20 protein-coding genes are annotated in these 15,918 nt (G+C 52.3%); 19 read left to right on the plus strand and 1 reads right to left on the minus strand.

Annotated features, from left to right (window positions below; genetic code table 11):
* The first annotated feature begins 9 nt into the window (after positions 1 to 9).
* The 7 genes from ACTL32_RS07725 to mtnN all read left to right on the plus strand — a co-directional run bounded on the left by ACTL32_RS07725 (position 10) and on the right by mtnN (position 5,625).
* Complete coding sequence (locus tag ACTL32_RS07725) at positions 10 to 318, plus strand: DUF1292 domain-containing protein (RefSeq protein ID WP_204890404.1); 309 nt, start codon at positions 10 to 12, stop codon at positions 316 to 318.
* Between the two features lie 98 nt (positions 319 to 416).
* On the plus strand, positions 417 to 1,541 hold the full coding sequence (gene mltG, locus ACTL32_RS07730; protein ID WP_441340910.1) for an endolytic transglycosylase MltG: 1,125 nt from the start codon (positions 417 to 419) through the stop codon (positions 1,539 to 1,541).
* A 261-nt stretch (positions 1,542 to 1,802) separates the two neighbouring features.
* Positions 1,803 to 2,420 carry an O-methyltransferase gene (locus tag ACTL32_RS07735; protein WP_441340911.1) on the plus strand — a complete coding sequence of 206 codons (618 nt, stop codon included), beginning with the start codon at positions 1,803 to 1,805 and terminating at the stop codon, positions 2,418 to 2,420.
* Between the two features lie 25 nt (positions 2,421 to 2,445).
* The gene (gene udk / locus ACTL32_RS07740) at positions 2,446 to 3,069 is read left to right on the plus strand and encodes a uridine kinase (protein ID WP_441340912.1); all 624 of its coding nucleotides are present in this window, start codon (positions 2,446 to 2,448) and stop codon (positions 3,067 to 3,069) included.
* A gap of 79 nt (positions 3,070 to 3,148) precedes the next feature.
* On the plus strand, positions 3,149 to 3,625 hold the full coding sequence (gene greA / locus ACTL32_RS07745; RefSeq protein WP_204890408.1) for a transcription elongation factor GreA: 477 nt from the start codon (positions 3,149 to 3,151) through the stop codon (positions 3,623 to 3,625).
* Positions 3,626 to 3,758: 133 nt separating this feature from the next.
* Positions 3,759 to 4,454, plus strand: coding sequence for a YrrS family protein (locus ACTL32_RS07750; RefSeq protein ID WP_441340913.1), 696 nt, complete (start codon positions 3,759 to 3,761; stop codon positions 4,452 to 4,454).
* A gap of 469 nt (positions 4,455 to 4,923) precedes the next feature.
* Complete coding sequence (gene mtnN, locus ACTL32_RS07755; RefSeq protein WP_441340914.1) at positions 4,924 to 5,625, plus strand: 5'-methylthioadenosine/S-adenosylhomocysteine nucleosidase; 702 nt, start codon at positions 4,924 to 4,926, stop codon at positions 5,623 to 5,625.
* A gap of 40 nt (positions 5,626 to 5,665) precedes the next feature.
* Here mtnN and pssA read toward each other — a convergent pair whose 3' ends face one another.
* On the minus strand, positions 5,666 to 6,205 hold the full coding sequence (pssA, locus tag ACTL32_RS07760) for a CDP-diacylglycerol--serine O-phosphatidyltransferase (protein ID WP_441341198.1): 540 nt from the start codon (positions 6,203 to 6,205) through the stop codon (positions 5,666 to 5,668).
* A 93-nt stretch (positions 6,206 to 6,298) separates the two neighbouring features.
* On the opposite strand from pssA, the gene ACTL32_RS07765 reads away from it, so the two are divergent.
* From ACTL32_RS07765 to ACTL32_RS07820, 12 genes are all read left to right on the plus strand, one after another.
* The gene (locus ACTL32_RS07765) at positions 6,299 to 7,072 is read left to right on the plus strand and encodes a phosphatidylserine decarboxylase (RefSeq protein WP_441340915.1); all 774 of its coding nucleotides are present in this window, start codon (positions 6,299 to 6,301) and stop codon (positions 7,070 to 7,072) included.
* Between the two features lie 40 nt (positions 7,073 to 7,112).
* On the plus strand, positions 7,113 to 7,634 hold the full coding sequence (locus ACTL32_RS07770; RefSeq protein ID WP_441340916.1) for a YqeG family HAD IIIA-type phosphatase: 522 nt from the start codon (positions 7,113 to 7,115) through the stop codon (positions 7,632 to 7,634).
* Entirely contained in the window at positions 7,631 to 8,734 is a 1,104-nt protein-coding gene (gene yqeH, locus ACTL32_RS07775) for a ribosome biogenesis GTPase YqeH (protein WP_204890413.1), read from the plus strand. The genes ACTL32_RS07770 and yqeH overlap by 4 nt, the downstream gene beginning before the upstream one ends.
* A 10-nt stretch (positions 8,735 to 8,744) precedes the next feature.
* Positions 8,745 to 9,572, plus strand: coding sequence for a shikimate dehydrogenase (aroE, locus tag ACTL32_RS07780; protein ID WP_441340917.1), 828 nt, complete (start codon positions 8,745 to 8,747; stop codon positions 9,570 to 9,572).
* Positions 9,559 to 9,858, plus strand: coding sequence for a ribosome assembly RNA-binding protein YhbY (gene yhbY / locus ACTL32_RS07785; RefSeq protein WP_441340918.1), 300 nt, complete (start codon positions 9,559 to 9,561; stop codon positions 9,856 to 9,858). Before aroE ends, yhbY begins: the two co-directional genes overlap by 14 nt.
* A complete protein-coding gene (locus ACTL32_RS07790) occupies positions 9,855 to 10,457 on the plus strand; it encodes a nicotinate-nucleotide adenylyltransferase (protein ID WP_441340919.1) in 603 nt (200 codons plus the stop codon). The genes yhbY and ACTL32_RS07790 overlap by 4 nt, the downstream gene beginning before the upstream one ends.
* Complete coding sequence (gene yqeK, locus ACTL32_RS07795) at positions 10,411 to 10,986, plus strand: bis(5'-nucleosyl)-tetraphosphatase (symmetrical) YqeK (protein WP_441340920.1); 576 nt, start codon at positions 10,411 to 10,413, stop codon at positions 10,984 to 10,986. Before ACTL32_RS07790 ends, yqeK begins: the two co-directional genes overlap by 47 nt.
* Positions 10,983 to 11,321, plus strand: a complete 339-nt coding sequence (rsfS, locus tag ACTL32_RS07800) for a ribosome silencing factor (RefSeq protein WP_204890418.1) — start codon at positions 10,983 to 10,985, stop codon at positions 11,319 to 11,321. The genes yqeK and rsfS overlap by 4 nt, the downstream gene beginning before the upstream one ends.
* Positions 11,318 to 12,040 (plus strand): class I SAM-dependent DNA methyltransferase, encoded by a 723-nt coding sequence (locus ACTL32_RS07805; protein WP_441340921.1) that lies wholly within the window; start codon positions 11,318 to 11,320, stop codon positions 12,038 to 12,040. The genes rsfS and ACTL32_RS07805 overlap by 4 nt, the downstream gene beginning before the upstream one ends.
* 244 nt (positions 12,041 to 12,284) lie before the next feature.
* Positions 12,285 to 12,833 (plus strand): helix-hairpin-helix domain-containing protein, encoded by a 549-nt coding sequence (locus ACTL32_RS07810; RefSeq protein ID WP_441340922.1) that lies wholly within the window; start codon positions 12,285 to 12,287, stop codon positions 12,831 to 12,833.
* A gap of 84 nt (positions 12,834 to 12,917) precedes the next feature.
* Positions 12,918 to 13,490, plus strand: coding sequence for a ComE operon protein 2 (locus ACTL32_RS07815; RefSeq protein ID WP_204890420.1), 573 nt, complete (start codon positions 12,918 to 12,920; stop codon positions 13,488 to 13,490).
* Between the two features lie 14 nt (positions 13,491 to 13,504).
* Complete coding sequence (locus ACTL32_RS07820; protein WP_441340923.1) at positions 13,505 to 15,763, plus strand: DNA internalization-related competence protein ComEC/Rec2; 2,259 nt, start codon at positions 13,505 to 13,507, stop codon at positions 15,761 to 15,763.
* Positions 15,764 to 15,918: the final 155 nt, after the last annotated feature.

The following is a 15,918-nucleotide window of genomic DNA, read 5'->3' on the forward strand; positions in this document are numbered from 1 at the left end:
GTGACGCAGATGGAACACGGACAAGAACACATCACAGTCGTTGATGAAAACGGCAACGAACAATTATTTGAAGTATTGTTCACATTCGAAAGCGAAGAATTCGGCAAGTCTTACGTCTTGTACTACCCGGTAGGTGCGGAAGAAGATGACGAAGGCGAAATCGAGATCCAGGCTTCTTCATTCACGGAAAACGCGGATGTTGACGGGAAAATCGCCGGCGGCGAATTGCGCCCGGTTGAAACCGACGAAGAATGGGACATGATCGAAGAAATGCTGAACACGTTCCTTGACGAAGAAGAAGAGAACGAAGAACTTTAAGTTCATCACGCAAAGGGGCGGAATTGATTGTCGATTCCGCCTTTTTCTTTTGCCGGAATTTCTGTATACTGGTAATGTTAAGTTAAGGGGGGGAACCCGTGGACAAGCAATCGAAAAAAGAGATCATGTACGAACGGATGAGAGAAAAGAAGAAAGAAGTGAGAGTCGTGCGCCGCATTGTAGCCATCATCGCGCTGGTCCTCCTGATTATCGTCGGCATCGCCGGCTTTCAGGTATACAATTTCGTGACGGACGCCTTGAAGCCGGTTGATCCGGAATCCGAGGAAGTCGTCAACCTGGAAGTGCCGATCGGCTCCAACCTGGATTCGATCGCCGCGCTATTGGAAGAGAACGGGTTGATCGAAGACGCACGCGTCTATAAATACTACGTCAAGTTCAATAACGAGTCGGAGTTCCAGGCCGGGACGTACGGCTTGACGAAATCGATGACGCTTGACGAAATCACGCAATCCTTGAAGACCGGCAAAGTCTACCGCGAGCCGTTGTTTACGATCACGGTGCCGGAAGGCCTGACGCTTGAGGAAATCGGCACGAACGTCATTGCGAAGAAAACCGATTTCACGGCCGAGGAATTCATGGCCAAAGTGCAAGATGAAGCCTATATCGAAGAGCTGATGGTGAAATACCCGACGCTGTTGACGGATGAGATCAAAGGCGAGAATGTCAAATTTGCCCTCGAAGGGTATTTATTCCCGGCGACGTATCCGTTCTACGAAGAAGACCCTTCGTTGAACCTGATCATCGAACAGATGCTCAACGCGACGCAGTCGAACGTATCGCAGTACCAGGCAGTGCTTGACGAAATGGGCAAGACGCCGCATTGGCTGTTGACGTTCGCTTCGCTACTCGAGGAAGAGGCGACGGCGCAAAGCGACCGGCAGACGATTGCCAGCGTGTTCTATAACCGCTTGGAGATGGACATGCCGCTTCAGACCGACCCAACCGTCCTATATGCGAAAGGCGAGCATAAAGCGCGTTTGTTCAATAAAGATTATGAATTCGAGCACCCGTACAGCACCTATGCAAACAGAGGCCTGCCGCCGGGGCCGATCGCTTCAGCCGGGCTGAGCTCCATCCAGGCTGTGCTCGATCCAGCGGATACCGATTATGTTTATTTCCTGGCGGATTCCACCGGGAAGAACCATTTCGCGGTCACCTATGAAGAGCATCTGCAAAACCGCGACAAATATATCGGCCAATAAAATGTCTTAAGAAAAGCGGAAACGGCCGTTCAGGTTCGACAGTCATAAGACGGACTGGCGAAGCGGTGTGTGGTTTACCGCGCAGCCAGGTCGGCTTATGATCCGAGAACCTGGCCGTTGGAGTCTGGACAATAAACAGAGAGCTGAAAAATTCATGATTTCTTAAGTTTCAACTTAGACAAGAAGGAAGCGACCTCGCATTCCTTCTTGTTTTATGTTAGTATAGGAGTAATTTTTGCAAAGGCGAAAAGGAGCTGTACGATGGACCAAGAAAGATTACGTGAAACGCTCGGATCGATCCGGAGATACGCGCAGGAGCACCACGTGCCGATCATGGAAGAGCAGGGCATCCGCGAGCTGGTGCATCTGCTTGAAGAGCAGCAGCCGGAAGGGATCCTTGAAATCGGGGCAGCCATCGGGTTTTCGGCCATCAAAATGGCGGAAGGCCTGCCGGACAGCCGGATCGATACGATCGAACGGGACGACAGCCGCTTCCAAAAAGCCGTGGAGTTCGTCCGGGCATCCGGCATGTCGGACCGGATCCGCATCTTCCACGGCGATGCGCTGGAGTTCGACCTGGCCCAATTGGCGCCGGCCTATGACGCCATTTTCATCGACGCCGCAAAAGGGCAGTATGAGCGCTTTTTCGAAAAGTACGAAGGGCTGCTGGCAGAAGGCGGCATCATCTACTGTGATAATATGTACATGCACGGCATGGCTGAAGGGCCGCTATCGGACATCCCCCGCAGAAAACGGACGATGATCCGCAACCTGAAGGCGTTCAGGGAACATATGCTGGACCACCCCGCTTATGAGACGGTGCTCTTGCCGGTCGGGGACGGAATCATGGTCTGCAGGAAGAAAAGCCAAAAAAAATAATGAAGTTTGCAAGGAGCTTGAAATAATGTCGAAAAACCGTCCAGTCGTAATCGGGATAGCAGGAGGTTCGGGCTCAGGCAAGACGAGCGTAACGAATTCCATTTATGAAGTATTCAAGGAGCATTCCGTAGTGGTCATCGAACAGGACTATTACTATAAAGACCAAAGCCATCTGGCATTTGAAGAACGGCTGGAGACGAACTATGACCATCCGCTGGCGTTCGACACCGACCTTTTGATCGGCCATGTCAACAAGCTATTGCAGCGCGAAGCGATCGAAAAGCCGGTCTATAATTATGCGGTGCACACGCGTGCGGATGAGACGATCCACATTGAACCGAAGGACGTCATTATCCTCGAAGGCATCCTGGTGCTTGAGGACCAGCGCTTGCGCGAATTAATGGACATCAAGTTGTTCGTCGACACCGACGCGGATCTGCGGATCATCCGCCGGCTGCTGCGCGACATCAACGAACGCGGACGGACGATCGACTCTGTCATCGAACAGTACTTGTCCGTTGTCCGTCCGATGCACAACCAATTCATCGAGCCGACGAAACGTTATGCGGACGTCATCATTCCCGAAGGCGGACAGAACGAAGTGGCAATTGATTTGATGGTTACAAAAATTAAAACAATTCTTGAATAGATTGACAGTTTATAATATGATGATACGAGACTGACGGATGCTGGGCATCTAGAGTCAGCAGTTGAAGGAGTGGGGAAAAATGGCTAACGAAAAACAATTTCCGATGACAGCTGCAGGAAAGCAGAAGTTGGAGGATGAACTGGACTTCCTGAAAACGATCAAACGCAAAGAAGTGGTTGAACGCATCAAAATCGCACGCGATTTCGGAGACCTTTCCGAGAACGCTGAATACGATTCGGCGAAAGAGGACCAGGCTTTTGTAGAAGGACGCATCTCAACATTGGAATCGATGATTCGCAATGCAGTTATTATAAATGAAAACGAATTGAATAAAGACATCGTCCGTTTGGGCACGACCGTGACTTTCGTTGAAGTTCCGGACGGCGACGAAGAAGCATACACAATCGTCGGATCGGCTGAAGCGGATCCGCTTGAAGGCCGCATTTCCAACGATTCCCCTATCGCGAAAAGCATGATCGGCCGTACAGTCGGCGAAATTGTCAAAGTGTTGACGCCAGGCGGCGAAATGGAAATCAAAATCGTTTCAATCAATTAATAAGGTCGGCCATTCAGAGTCTGAATGGCCGTTTTTCAAAAAAACTTGCGTTCTTTTGAAACATTCCTATCTAAAATACGTCAAAGTTGTTATGTTCATTGGACCTAAATAATTAGAAGAGGAGGGCGAAAGAATGGCAAATGAAGAAAAAAGATATCCTTCTCGCTTGAAGAATAAGAAGAACCGTTCCAACTCCGTTCTTAATATGATGATCGGCTTGGTGTTCACGCTGATCTTGATCACGGCAGGTTTCATTTTCCTGGACCGCGGTGAAGAAAGCGTCCAGGAGCCGGAATCCGTGAAAATCGCCTCAGAGTCGGAAGAGCAGCTGCCTGCTGAAGAACCGGAAGGCGGCGAAGAAGCTCCGGCTGAAGACGGTGCAGATGAAACCGAAGAAGCTGACAAAAACGAAGAAGCTCCGGCGGATAAAGAAGAAGAGTCTGCTGAAGAAACAGAAGAAGGCACTGTGACGGTCGGCGGAACGATTACCCGTGAAGATTCAAGCGATCCGATCGTGGAAGAGACCGTCATTAACACAAGCTGGGAGCCGGTCGGGACCACCCAAAAAGGCGAACACGTTTCGGTCTACCAAAAAGGGTCACCCGATTGGAATGAAAAAATCAAAGCGATTTCATATGCAACCGGATTGTCGGAAGACAATATGTACATCATGATGGTAAAAAACGGCGGCGGTCCACAGAAATCGATCGGCGTTGTGCAATCCAAGGATGAATCCCAGAAATACCGCGTCCATTTGGAATGGATTGACGGAAAAGGCTGGGCACCGGTCAAAATGGATGTCTTGAAAACGCTGAAAGGCGCCTATTAAAGGGGCGTCTTTTTTTACGGCTAGTTAAGATGAGTTAGTTTTATATCTTCTATAAATAATTTCAGCAATCGATATTCCGCAAAACAGCTGCGCTTGCCGCGGGCTCGCGTCTAAGCCTCCTTAGTCGCTACGCTCCCTGCGGGGTCTCAGCCGTCTCGCTTTCCCGCAGGCAAGACTTACCCGAAGCCTGCGAGGGCAAGTCTTTGCGACGAAGCACGCAGTGCTGCAGGAGCAGTACGGTTTTCTCCGCTGTTTTGCTTCGTATCTTGGATAGTACTCCGAACTAGGTGAAGTTATCAGCTTTCAAAGAACTATACCAGCGCCGGCGCGCTAACGGGCTGGGCGAAGCTATGAGACGAGCGGTTTTCTCGGCTCATAGCGAAAGCCATGCCCAAAGCGCCGAAGCACCTAAAGAACAAGGAATAAACTTAATTTACATAATACTATTATCCGGAAGGAAGTTGAAAAGATGAAAATCGGAGTTATTGGTGCAATGGAAGAAGAAGTGGAATTGTTGCGCGGCAGTTTGGAGAATGTTACAACAGAGGAAATCGCGAATTGCGAATTCACGTCTGGCACTTATAAAGGACAGGAAGTCGTTTTGCTGAAAAGCGGCATCGGGAAAGTGAACGCAGCTATGTCGACGACGCTGCTGCTTCAGAAATACCAGCCGGATGTCGTCATCAACACCGGTTCGGCCGGCGGCTTCGATCAGAACCTGGAAGTCGGTGCCATTGTCATTTCCGATGAAGTCCGCCACCACGATGTGGATGTAACGGTATTCGGATATGAAATGGGGCAGGTGCCGCAGATGCCGGCAGCGTTCCGTTCGGATGCCGCGCTGATGGAATTGGCTGAAAAAGCGGTGGAAGAAGTCGGGGAGCACGCTTATGCAGTCGGTCTGATTGCAACGGGCGATTCATTCATGAACGATCCGGTCCGCGTCGAGACAGTACGCGGCCATTTCCCGGACATGAAGGCGGCGGAGATGGAAGCGGCGGCAGTCGCGCAGGTGTGCCACCAATTCGGCGTGCCGTTCGTTGTCATCCGTGCCCTTTCGGATATCGCCGGCAAGGAGTCGGACATTTCGTTTGATGAATTCCTTCCGGTCGCTGCAAAGCATTCAACCGAGATCGTCCTCAATGTCGTTGAGCGCCTCAGCGTCAAATAAGACGACAAAAAAAGCTGGTGGCGGAAATCGCCTCCAGCTTTTAAACTTTTCTGAGTGTGAATGTGCTGATCATCATGAGTGAGCACAGGACGAACAGGAACATGTAAAGGACCGGCGGGAACACGGACAAGCCGAAATAGGACAGCGTCACGACGGTTCCGGCAGCGGTGATTGGCAGGCCGGTGAAATAGCCGCTGGATTCCGAGATATTGAAGCGCGCCAAACGGAACGCGCCGCTTGCGATGTAGATGACAGTGAAGGCCATGCCGGCGATGCCGAAATCTACCAGCACCAATTCATACATCAAGATGGCAGGGGCGACGCCGAACGATATGATATCGGCCATCGAGTCAAGCTGTTTGCCGAGCTCGGATTCCTGATTGAACTTGCGGGCGACCATGCCGTCGAAGCGGTCAAGAAATGCTGCGATGAAGATAAAGAGGACACTGAAGCTATAATAACCGCCGATGGCCGCCATCAACGATGCGCCGCCAAAAGCCAGATTTCCAATTGTGATCATGTTTGCAGTCTGGGATCTCATTTTTTTGATTGTATGGTCCATACGGTCTATGAGTAGCAGTGGAAAACACTCCTTTTTCATAAAGTTATTCAGTTCATTATACTGCCTTTGGCCAAAAAATGGTAGACTATTTTAAGCGACGGAGGTGTCTGTGTGAAGAAAAAGATTTACCAGCGCTCGATCGAACTGACAAATGGACCGCTCACTTCAGGCATGATCCGGCAATTTGCGCAGTCTCGCTTGAGCCGCTGGGTGATTCCAAGTTATATTCGAACCTATCAAATTGATACTGCAGACGTCGGGCAGCCGCTTGGCTCGTTCGGCACACTGCATGACTTTTTTATCCGGCGGCTGAAATCGGAAAGCCGTCCGGTCGCTGAAGAACCGGTTGTGTCCCCGGTGGACGGAAAGATTGAAATCACCGGAAAACTCCATGAGGGCATCTCGTTTCTGGTCAAGGGCCAGCAATATTCCCTCGGCGACCTGCTTGGCAGCGACGAATTGGCGCGCGTTTACCAAAATGGCGACTACATCGTCCTTTATTTGTCGCCTGCGGATTACCACCGCATCCATAGCCCGGCCGACGGGACGCTTCGCAAGCAATATGTGCTCGGGAAGAAATCCTATCCGGTCAACCAGTCAGGCCTGTCCTACGGGAAAGCGCCGATCAGCGGCAATTACCGGCTGATCACCGAACTGGAGACAGAATTCGGCCCGATGTTGGTCGTCAAAGTGGGTGCCATGTTCGTCAATTCCATTGAGCTGACAAAAACGGGCGCCGAATGGAATAAAGGCGAAGAAGTGGCTTATTTCAGCTTCGGTTCGACCGTCGTCCTGTTTTTCAAGGAAGGCGAAATCGAATTCACGGAAAATGTCCAGAACGGAAAACGGGTCAAGGTGGGAGAAGCCCTGGCTCGTATGTTATAATCAGATGAATTAAGTCCGGATAAAACAGGAGTTGTTGACTATGTACCATAAATTTGTGCCAAGCCAATATGTGAAAAAAGTGTTCGACATCACGCCCGAATCGCTTCTGAAAAGAGGGATCCAAGGGATTATCACCGACCTCGACAATACATTGGTGGAATGGGACCGGCCGGATGCGACGCCGATGCTGATCGACTGGCTGAAGTCGATGAAGGACGCAGGGATTCAAGTGGTTATCGTGTCCAATAATAACGAGCTGCGCGTGAAATCATTCGCAGACCCGCTCGGCATCCCGTTCATTTACCAGGCGAGAAAGCCGATGGGCCGCGCATTCCGCAAAGCGCTGAAACTATTGAATGCCCCGCGCGAAAAGGTCGTCGTCATCGGCGACCAGATGCTGACGGATATCTTTGGCGGCAACTTGAACAAATTGCACACGATCTTAGTGCTGCCGGTTGCCCAGTCTGACGGATTCTTCACGCGCTTCAACCGACTGGTGGAGCGCCGAATCATGAAACGCTTGAAAGAAAAAGGACAAATTATGTGGGAGGAAGAAAATTGAACGAAACACCTACGTGCATCGGATGCGGAGCACCCATCCAGACAGAACGGCCTGGAGAGCTGGGCTATGCCCCTGCATCTTCATTGAATAAAGAAGAGATCATCTGCCAGCGCTGCTTCCGGCTGAAAAACTACAACGAATTGCAGCCGGTATCGTTGACGGATGATGATTTCCTGAAAATCCTGAACGCCCTAGGCGAACGCAAAGGGCTGATCGTGAAAATCGTCGATATTTTCGATTTCAACGGCAGCTGGCTTCCGGGCCTCCACCGTTTTGTCGGCGGCAACGACATCTTGTTGATTGCCAATAAATCCGATTTGCTGCCGAAATCCGTGAAGCAGCAGAAGCTCATCAATTGGATGAAGCAGGAAGCGAAGAAACTGGGCTTGAAGCCGGTTGACGTATTGACTGTCAGCGCCCATAAAGGCACAGGCATCCAGGAAGCGATGGAAGCGATCGACCATTACCGCAAAGGCGAAGACGTCTTTGTCGTCGGCAGCACGAATGTCGGGAAGTCGACGTTCATCAACCGCATCATTAAACAGGCGACCGGCCAGTCGGATATCATCACGACGTCCCATTTCCCGGGTACGACGCTTGATATGATCGAAATCCCGCTCGATGACGAGAAATCGCTTTTCGATACGCCGGGGATCATCAACCATCATCAATTGGCGCATCATCTCCATACGCAGGACTTGAAGATGATCATGCCGAAAAAAGAGATCAAACCGCGTGTGTTCCAGTTGAATGCCGAACAGACGCTTTATATTGCGGGGCTTGCCCGTTTCGATTTCATCAAAGGCGACCGTTCTTCGTTCACTGTCCATGTGGCGAATGATCTGCCGATCCACCGGACCAAGCTGGAAAACGCCGATGCCCTCTATGAACAGCATCTTGGCGGCATGCTTGCTCCGCCGTCAGCGGAATTCAAGGACGACTTTCCGGAGCTTGTCCGACATGAATTCCGTGTCAAGGACGCCAAAACCGACATCGTCTTTTCGGGCCTTGGCTGGATCACGGTGCAGCACCCGAACGTCATAGTGGCAGCCCATGCTCCAAAGGGAGTCGAAGTGCTGCTGCGCCCATCACTGATCTAGGGGGATTCACATGAAGAAATGGTATGCCGTTGTCGGCGACCCGATTGCCCACTCCATGTCGCCGTTCATGCACGATTTATGGTTCAAGGAGCACGGCATCGACGCCACCTATATCCCGATCCATGCTGAACCTGCCAAGCTCGAAAAGGCATTCCAAGCGATGAAGACGCTTGGGATCTGCGGGCTGAATGTCACGCTGCCGCATAAGAGTTCGATCATTCCGTTTCTCGACCGGCTGGATGAAACAGCGGTCAAGATGAATGCAGTGAATACAGTGACGTTTAGAGGCGGAAAATCGGTCGGTTGGAATACGGACGGCGACGGCTTTGTTCGCTCGCTGGCCGCTAATCCGCTGCCGGAAAACCCGAAAATACTCGTCATCGGAGCAGGCGGGGCAGCTAGGGGCATCGTGTTTGCCTTGAAGCGTGCCGGCTTTTCCGATGTCTCTGTCACGAACCGGACCTACCGCCGCGCCGAGGAATTGGCGCACGCGGCAGGATGTACGGCCGTGACCTTGAAAGAAGCAGAACTTGCTTTAGGGCAATACAATATACTCATCCAGACGACCTCAGTCGGCCTGGCGAAAGATGAAGGGCTGCCGCTGTCTATGGAACTTGCGGCAGCCGGTTCACTTGCAGCGGACATCATCTACAATCCGCTCGAGACGCCGTTTTTGAAAGCGGCGAAAGAAAAAGGCTGCACGGCTCTGAACGGAGTCGGCATGTTCGTCTACCAAGGTGCGATCGCCTTTGAAAAATGGACGGGCGTGGAGCCGGATACCGACAAAATGATTGGAATCATCACGGAAAAATTAGGAGGCAATTATGTTAACAGGTAAACAAAAGCGTTTTTTGCGCAGCGAAGCGCATCATTTAGATCCGATTTTCCAAGTCGGGAAAGGCGGCGTCAGCGGCACGATGCTGCGCCAGATCGAGGAAGCGCTTGAAGCGCGTGAACTGGTGAAAATCAGCATCCTCCAAAACAACGAAGACGACAAAAATGACGTCGCAAGCCAATTGGCTGAAGGAACAGCTGCGGAATTGGTGCAGTTGATCGGGCACACCGTGATCCTCTACAAACAGTCCGTCAACAATAAACGCATCGAGCTGCCGAGAAAAGGATGAGGAAAGTCGGGATTTTGGGTGGGACATTCAATCCTCCTCATCTCGGCCATCTCATCATGGCGAATGAAGCTTTTCATTCCGTCGGCTTGGATGAAGTCCGCTTTATGCCGAACTTCATCGCTCCGCACAAAGAAGTGGACGGGGCAGGCGCGGAGCAGCGGCTGGAAATGACCCGGCTGGCCATCGCAGGCTATCCGATCTTCCGGCTGGAGGATTTCGAGATCCGCCAGGGCGGCGTGTCGTTTACGTACGATACGATGGTCAAGCTGATCGAGCGGGAGCCGGAGACCGAGTTCTATTTCATCATCGGAGGCGACAGCGTCGAAGGCTTGCCGACTTGGCACCGGATCGATGAATTGGCGGAGCTGGTGCGGTTTGTCGGCATCAGCCGCCCCGGATTCAAGAACGAAACGCCATATCCGGTGCTGATGATCGATTCGCCGGAAATCCTGCTGTCATCGACGATGCTGCGGGAACGGGTGGCTGCCGGACGGACGATTTCATTTTTAGTGCCGAAGAAAGTCGAAGCTTTTATTCGAAAGGAGCAGTTGTATGGACCAAAGCACGATGCTTCAGAGAGTGAAGAAACGCCTTCCTGAGAAACGCTATATCCATGTCATCGGGGTCATGGCCACCGCAACGGAGCTTGCAAGGCGCTTCGGCGTGCCGGAACCCAAGGCGCAAGTGGCGGCAATCCTTCACGACGTCGCCAAGTTTGCGGACCGGGACTGGATGAAGTCGATCATCATCAAAGAAAACATGGATCCGCTGCTTCTCGATTACCATGCCGAACTCTGGCATGCGCCGGTCGGGGCTTATGTGGCCAGCTATGAATTCGGCGTGCAGGACGAAGATATCCTGAATGCCATCCGCTACCATACGACGGGCCGTGCCGGCATGTCGGACCTCGAGAAGATCATCTATATCGCCGATCTTGTCGAACCTAACCGCAAGTTTGCAGGAGTCGATGAATTGCGACAATTAAAAGAACAGGGATTGGATGTTATGATGGAAGCCAGCATCAAACATACGATTGAATTCCTGGTTTCCAAAAATCAACCGGTTTATCCGGATTCACTGAAGTGCTTGAATGACTTCACAAAACAGAAAGGGAAAGTGAACGAATGACTAAACAAACATTATTGCAAATGGCGTATAACGCTGCTGAAGATAAAAAGGCCGAGGATATCGTCGTATTGAACATGGAGGGAATCTCGCTATTGGCGGATTACTTCATCATCTGTACGGGGAACTCGGACCGCCAAGTGCAGGCGATTGCGCGCGAAGTGATCGAGCAGTCGAACGAAGCGGGCAACGAAGTGAAAAGCGTCGAAGGCTTTGACGCAGCCCGCTGGATCCTTGTCGATTTGGGCGATGTGGTTGTCCACGTTTTCCATAAAGACGAGCGGTCTTATTACAACCTCGAGCGGCTGTGGAGAGAAGCGCCGACGATGGAAATATGAAATACGGGAAATTCGCCTCGGTTTACGATGAACTGATGGCTGACATTCCGTATGAAAGCTATGTCGAATGGGTCGGCGGCCATATCAGGTCCGGGAAGCTCCTGGACCTGGCATGCGGCACCGGAACCCTTTCGCAGCTGTTCAGCGAAGTGGGCTTTGACGTCACGGCCAGCGATCTGTCGGAAGACATGCTGACCGTGGCGAATCAGCGCTTCCAGGAAGCAGGGCTGGATATTCCGGTTCTGCAATTGTCGATGGACAATCTGGAAGGGCTGGAGGGATTCGATGCGGTAACAATCGCCATCGATTCGCTCAACTACCTGGAAACGGAAGATCAAGTCCAGGAGACGTTCCGCCAAGTTTACGCGGCCCTCAATGAAGGCGGGCATTTTTTCTTTGATGTCCATTCCGTCTTCAAGATGGATGTGATCTACATGGACAGCCCGTTCGTCATGGACGGGGAGGATGTGGCTTATATCTGGCACACCGAGCCCGGCGACCATCCGCACAGCGTGGTCCACGACATCACGTTTTTCATGCGGCAAGGCGAGCGGTTCGAGCGGTTTGAAGAAACCCATGAACAGCGCACCTATCCGCTGGAGACGTATGTCCAGTGGCTGAAGGATGCCGGCTTCACGATTGGTTCGGTAACAGCGGATTTCACCGCTGAAGAGCCCGGAGCAGAAAGTGAACGGATCTTTTTCCACGCTGTAAAATAAAACCGGATACTATTCAAACCTGTATGGAATTGCGATTCTGTGCGGGTTTTTTGTTTTGCAAAAAGCAAAGGAAAAAAGGCGTCTGCACCCCTCCATCAGGTATGGACAAATTCCGGGAGTTCGTATACAATTCAGACAGCTTTATCGGATTGCCTCCTGAAGAAATGAGGGATGACGGCTGAAACTATCCGAACTTCGCGACAAAGCCGGCTGGCTGGTGATTCCGGCCGCGGCAGCGATCGCATTGGCAATCTATTTTTTCATTCCCCGTGAAGAACCGGACACCGTTCCGGGCACATCTTTAGAACTGATCCAGGCTGATTCCTCTCAGCAGACGGAAACCCCCACCCAAAAAGAAGAACTCCCTGAAAACGTCATGGTCGACATCAAAGGCCACGTTGCCAAACCCGGCGTCTATGAATTGCCGAACGGCGCGCGTGCGCAGGAAGCCATCGCCGCGGCCGGCGGATTTTTGCCGGAAGCCGATTCTCGCGCGATCAATCTGGCGATGAAAGTAGCAGATGAAATGGTGCTGTATGTGCCGAAAACAGGCGAAGAAGCGGTCCTGCCGCCGCAAGCGGCTGCGCCATCCGGCGAGGCGCTGGTCGACCTGAATTCAGCGACAGAAGCCCAATTGATGGAACTTCCAGGCATCGGCCCTTCCAAGGCGGCAGCCATCATCGCGTACCGGACCGAGAACGGCAAGTTTGCAAAAATCGAAGACCTGACCAATGTCACCGGCATCGGCGATAAGACATTCGAGCAATTGAAAGACGGCATCACGGCCAAATGAACGGCAGATGAGCCGAACGGCCGGTTGACGAAAATCCCCCCTCTGCTACACTTATTTTAAACAAAGAAGCAGGAGGCATTCACGATGAAGCGAATAACTTGGGATCAATTTTTCATGGCGCAAAGCCATTTGCTGGCACTCAGAAGCACATGTACACGGCTGGCGGTCGGAGCGACCATCGTCCGGGACCGGCGCATCATGGCCGGGGGCTATAACGGCTCCATTTCAGGCGGCGACCATTGCATCGACAAAGGCTGCTATGTGGTCGACAACCATTGCGTCCGGACTATCCATGCCGAAATGAACGCCTTGCTGCAATGCGCCAAATACGGCGTCAGCGTCAATGGGGCTGACATGTATGTCAGCCATTTCCCGTGCCTGCAGTGCTCGAAATCGATCATCCAGGCGGGCATCGGTCGCCTGTATTATGCGGCGGATTACAAAAACCATTCCTACGCCATTGAATTGTTCGAACAAGCCGGCGTGGAAGTGGTCCAGGTGATGTTCGACGAACGGAAAATCGATTTCCTCAGTGCCGAAAAATCGGTCCTGTACATGGAATTGCTCGAAAAGCTGCGCGAAAAAGGCGGCACCGAAGAAGAAATTGCCCATTACACTGAACGGGTGAGCGAATTATTCGGAGAAATCGAAGTGTAAACGGAAACGGATTGATGTACATGGCGGCAGCTGCTGCCATTGCCAGTTTGGCAGCGCATGAAACACCGATGGTTCTCGGGTTCATAGCGCTGCTTTTTTGCTGGATGGGTTGGAAAAAGGAACCTCTCAGACGATGTATCCGGATTGGCGCATTCGCGGTCCTGGTTTTCGTCGTGCAGGATTTGCGCTCCGAAGAAGCCGCGGCATTGCCGGCTTCCTATAACGGGAAACTTGCGTTTCAGGGCGGCTACACGATCGACGGCGGCAGCATGCGGGGATTTGCGGAACTGGACGGCGGACGGATCGCCTATGTGCGCTACCGATTCGCTTCGGCCGAGGAGAAGAAGAAGGTTGAGGAAGCAATGCCGGGTGTCGTCCTTTTCGCGGCGGGGCAATTCGAACCGCCGCCGCCTGCTGCCCACCGGTTCTCATTCGATATGGCGCGCTATTTGAAAAACAACGAGGCGTCCGCCATATTGGAAATCCGGAAGCTCGAGCGCATGGAGCCTCTTGATACCATCGGCGCGCGGCTTGCCGTCCAGCGGAAAAAGGTGCAGCGCCATATCCGCGGAACATTCCCGGAAAGCCTTGCCACAGAAGCCGAAGCGCTTTTGATCGGCGAGCAGGGGAATATGGGTCCGGAGGAGCGGCAGGTCTACCAGACGCTCGGCATCACGCATCTGTTCGCCATCTCAGGGCTCCATGTCGCGATTCTTTCGGGCCTTTTGTATTTCCTGCTGGTCCGCCTGCATGTCCGGAAAGAAGCGGCACTCGTCCTGCTTCTCTTCGCCTTGCCGCTTTACGCGGTGCTGGCAGGCGCCGCACCGTCCGTATTGCGCTCGGTGGCGATGGTCTGCATAGTGCTTTTCGGCAGGTTGATAAAGATCAACGTGGCGATTGCGGATGTGCTGCTTTCAACATTTATTTTATTCATCCTGTGGGATCCTTATATGATGTACAATATCGGCTTCCAATTGTCGTATGGCGCAACTTTCGCCATCATCTATTCAGCGAAATTCCTGGGCGGGGCTGAATCATCCATTGTCCAGGGACTGCTGCTCACCTGCATCTCCCAACTAACGCTGTTTCCCTTGCTGCTCTATCATTTTTACGAAGTGTCGCTGTCCGCTTTTTTCGTGAACAGCTTGTTTGTGCCGCTCTATACGGCGGTGATCCTGCCCGTGAACCTGGTGCTGCTCGGTTTGACGCTGATCCACCTCTCGGCTGCAGAAGGGCTGTTCGCCCTCTATGTGCCGGTTAGGGGATGGGTCGGTGATTTCATGGAGGTACTGGCAGCAGTCCCGCATCAGATGTGGAATCCGGGAAAACCGCCGCTTTGGCTGGTCCTGCTTTTTTTTGCATGCCTTATCATTTTCTACAGTTTGGCGGAAAAGGGATTCCGCTGGCGGCAACTGGCATTCATACTGGTCCCGGCAACGGCGTTTACAGCGGCGCCTTATCTGGATCCGGCGCTGAAAGTGGCATTCCTGGATGTCGGGCAAGGGGATAGCGCCGTTATCGAATTGCCTTACCGGCGGGGTGTTTATGTCATCGACACAGGTGGTGTGCTGCGGTTTCAGACAGAGAGTTTTCTGGAAACCGACCGCCCATATGAAGTGGGGCGGCAAGTCGTGGTGCCTTATTTGAAAGGATCCGGAATTTCAAAAGTGGACCTCCTGGTCTTAAGCCATGCCGATGCTGACCATGTGGAAGGTGCGGATGAATTGTTCAAGCTTCTCGAAATCGAAAAACTTCATCTTTCGCCCGGATCGGAAAAAGAGGGTATTATGCAGGAGCTTGCCCCTTTTGCGGGAGAAGCGGCGGTTGAAGGGCCGCTTCGTGGTGCGTCTTGGCAAGAGGCAGGCGTCCGTTTCACTTACCTGTCGCCCGGGGACCTCAAATACGGCGGCAATGACGACTCGCTCGTCCTGCTGCTGGAAAGCGGGGAATTCAAGCTGCTGTTAACCGGCGACCTGGAAGCCGGCGGCGAACGGGAGCTTCTGTCTTCAAGCGGCGCAAGAATCGCGGGCCTCGACATCCTGAAAGTCGCCCACCACGGCAGCAAGACGTCGAGCACGAAGGAATTCTTGGCAGTGGCCGCTCCGGCCCTGTCAATTTTTTCAACGGGGAAAGACAACCGCTATGGCCACCCCGCACCGGAAGTTGTGGAGCGGTTTCAGAAACTGGGACTTACGACGATGAATACAGCTGAAAACGGGACAATCGAGATACAAGTGGAAAGCGGCTGGGCGGAAATCTCGCCGATGCGCTGACCGGACAGTTTCATTTTTAGGTTTAATCTTTAAGCTGATAAAAGGTTTTTGGGGAATTCCTGATAAAACTCAGAGTAGAGGCTTCTGCAATTCGGAAGCCTTTTTTATTTTGAAGAAAGAAAAGCCTTCTGGTCCTATTTTCCAATAGGTTCAAA

This window comes from Planococcus sp. FY231025 (assembly GCF_052078085.1).
Lineage (GTDB): Bacteria > Bacillota > Bacilli > Bacillales_A > Planococcaceae > Planococcus.

Bases quoted from the DNA above. Each gene is read 5' to 3' on its own strand.
- ACTL32_RS07750 (WP_441340913.1), top strand. From the start codon at position 3,759: ATGGCAAATGAAGAAAAAAGATATCCTTCTCGCTTGAAGAATAAGAAG.
- ACTL32_RS07790 (WP_441340919.1), top strand. From the start codon at position 9,855: ATGAGGAAAGTCGGGATTTTGGGTGGGACATTCAATCCTCCTCATCTC.
- yhbY (WP_441340918.1), top strand. From the start codon at position 9,559: ATGTTAACAGGTAAACAAAAGCGTTTTTTGCGCAGCGAAGCGCATCAT.
- ACTL32_RS07805 (WP_441340921.1), top strand. From the start codon at position 11,318: ATGAAATACGGGAAATTCGCCTCGGTTTACGATGAACTGATGGCTGAC.
- mtnN (WP_441340914.1), top strand. From the start codon at position 4,924: ATGAAAATCGGAGTTATTGGTGCAATGGAAGAAGAAGTGGAATTGTTG.
- yqeK (WP_441340920.1), top strand. From the start codon at position 10,411: ATGGACCAAAGCACGATGCTTCAGAGAGTGAAGAAACGCCTTCCTGAG.
- udk (WP_441340912.1), top strand. From the start codon at position 2,446: ATGTCGAAAAACCGTCCAGTCGTAATCGGGATAGCAGGAGGTTCGGGC.
- ACTL32_RS07815 (WP_204890420.1), top strand. From the start codon at position 12,918: ATGAAGCGAATAACTTGGGATCAATTTTTCATGGCGCAAAGCCATTTG.
- ACTL32_RS07820 (WP_441340923.1), top strand. From the start codon at position 13,505: ATGTACATGGCGGCAGCTGCTGCCATTGCCAGTTTGGCAGCGCATGAA.
- greA (WP_204890408.1), top strand. From the start codon at position 3,149: ATGGCTAACGAAAAACAATTTCCGATGACAGCTGCAGGAAAGCAGAAG.
- rsfS (WP_204890418.1), top strand. From the start codon at position 10,983: ATGACTAAACAAACATTATTGCAAATGGCGTATAACGCTGCTGAAGAT.
- aroE (WP_441340917.1), top strand. From the start codon at position 8,745: ATGAAGAAATGGTATGCCGTTGTCGGCGACCCGATTGCCCACTCCATG.
- ACTL32_RS07770 (WP_441340916.1), top strand. From the start codon at position 7,113: ATGTACCATAAATTTGTGCCAAGCCAATATGTGAAAAAAGTGTTCGAC.
- ACTL32_RS07725 (WP_204890404.1), top strand. From the start codon at position 10: ATGGAACACGGACAAGAACACATCACAGTCGTTGATGAAAACGGCAAC.
- ACTL32_RS07735 (WP_441340911.1), top strand. From the start codon at position 1,803: ATGGACCAAGAAAGATTACGTGAAACGCTCGGATCGATCCGGAGATAC.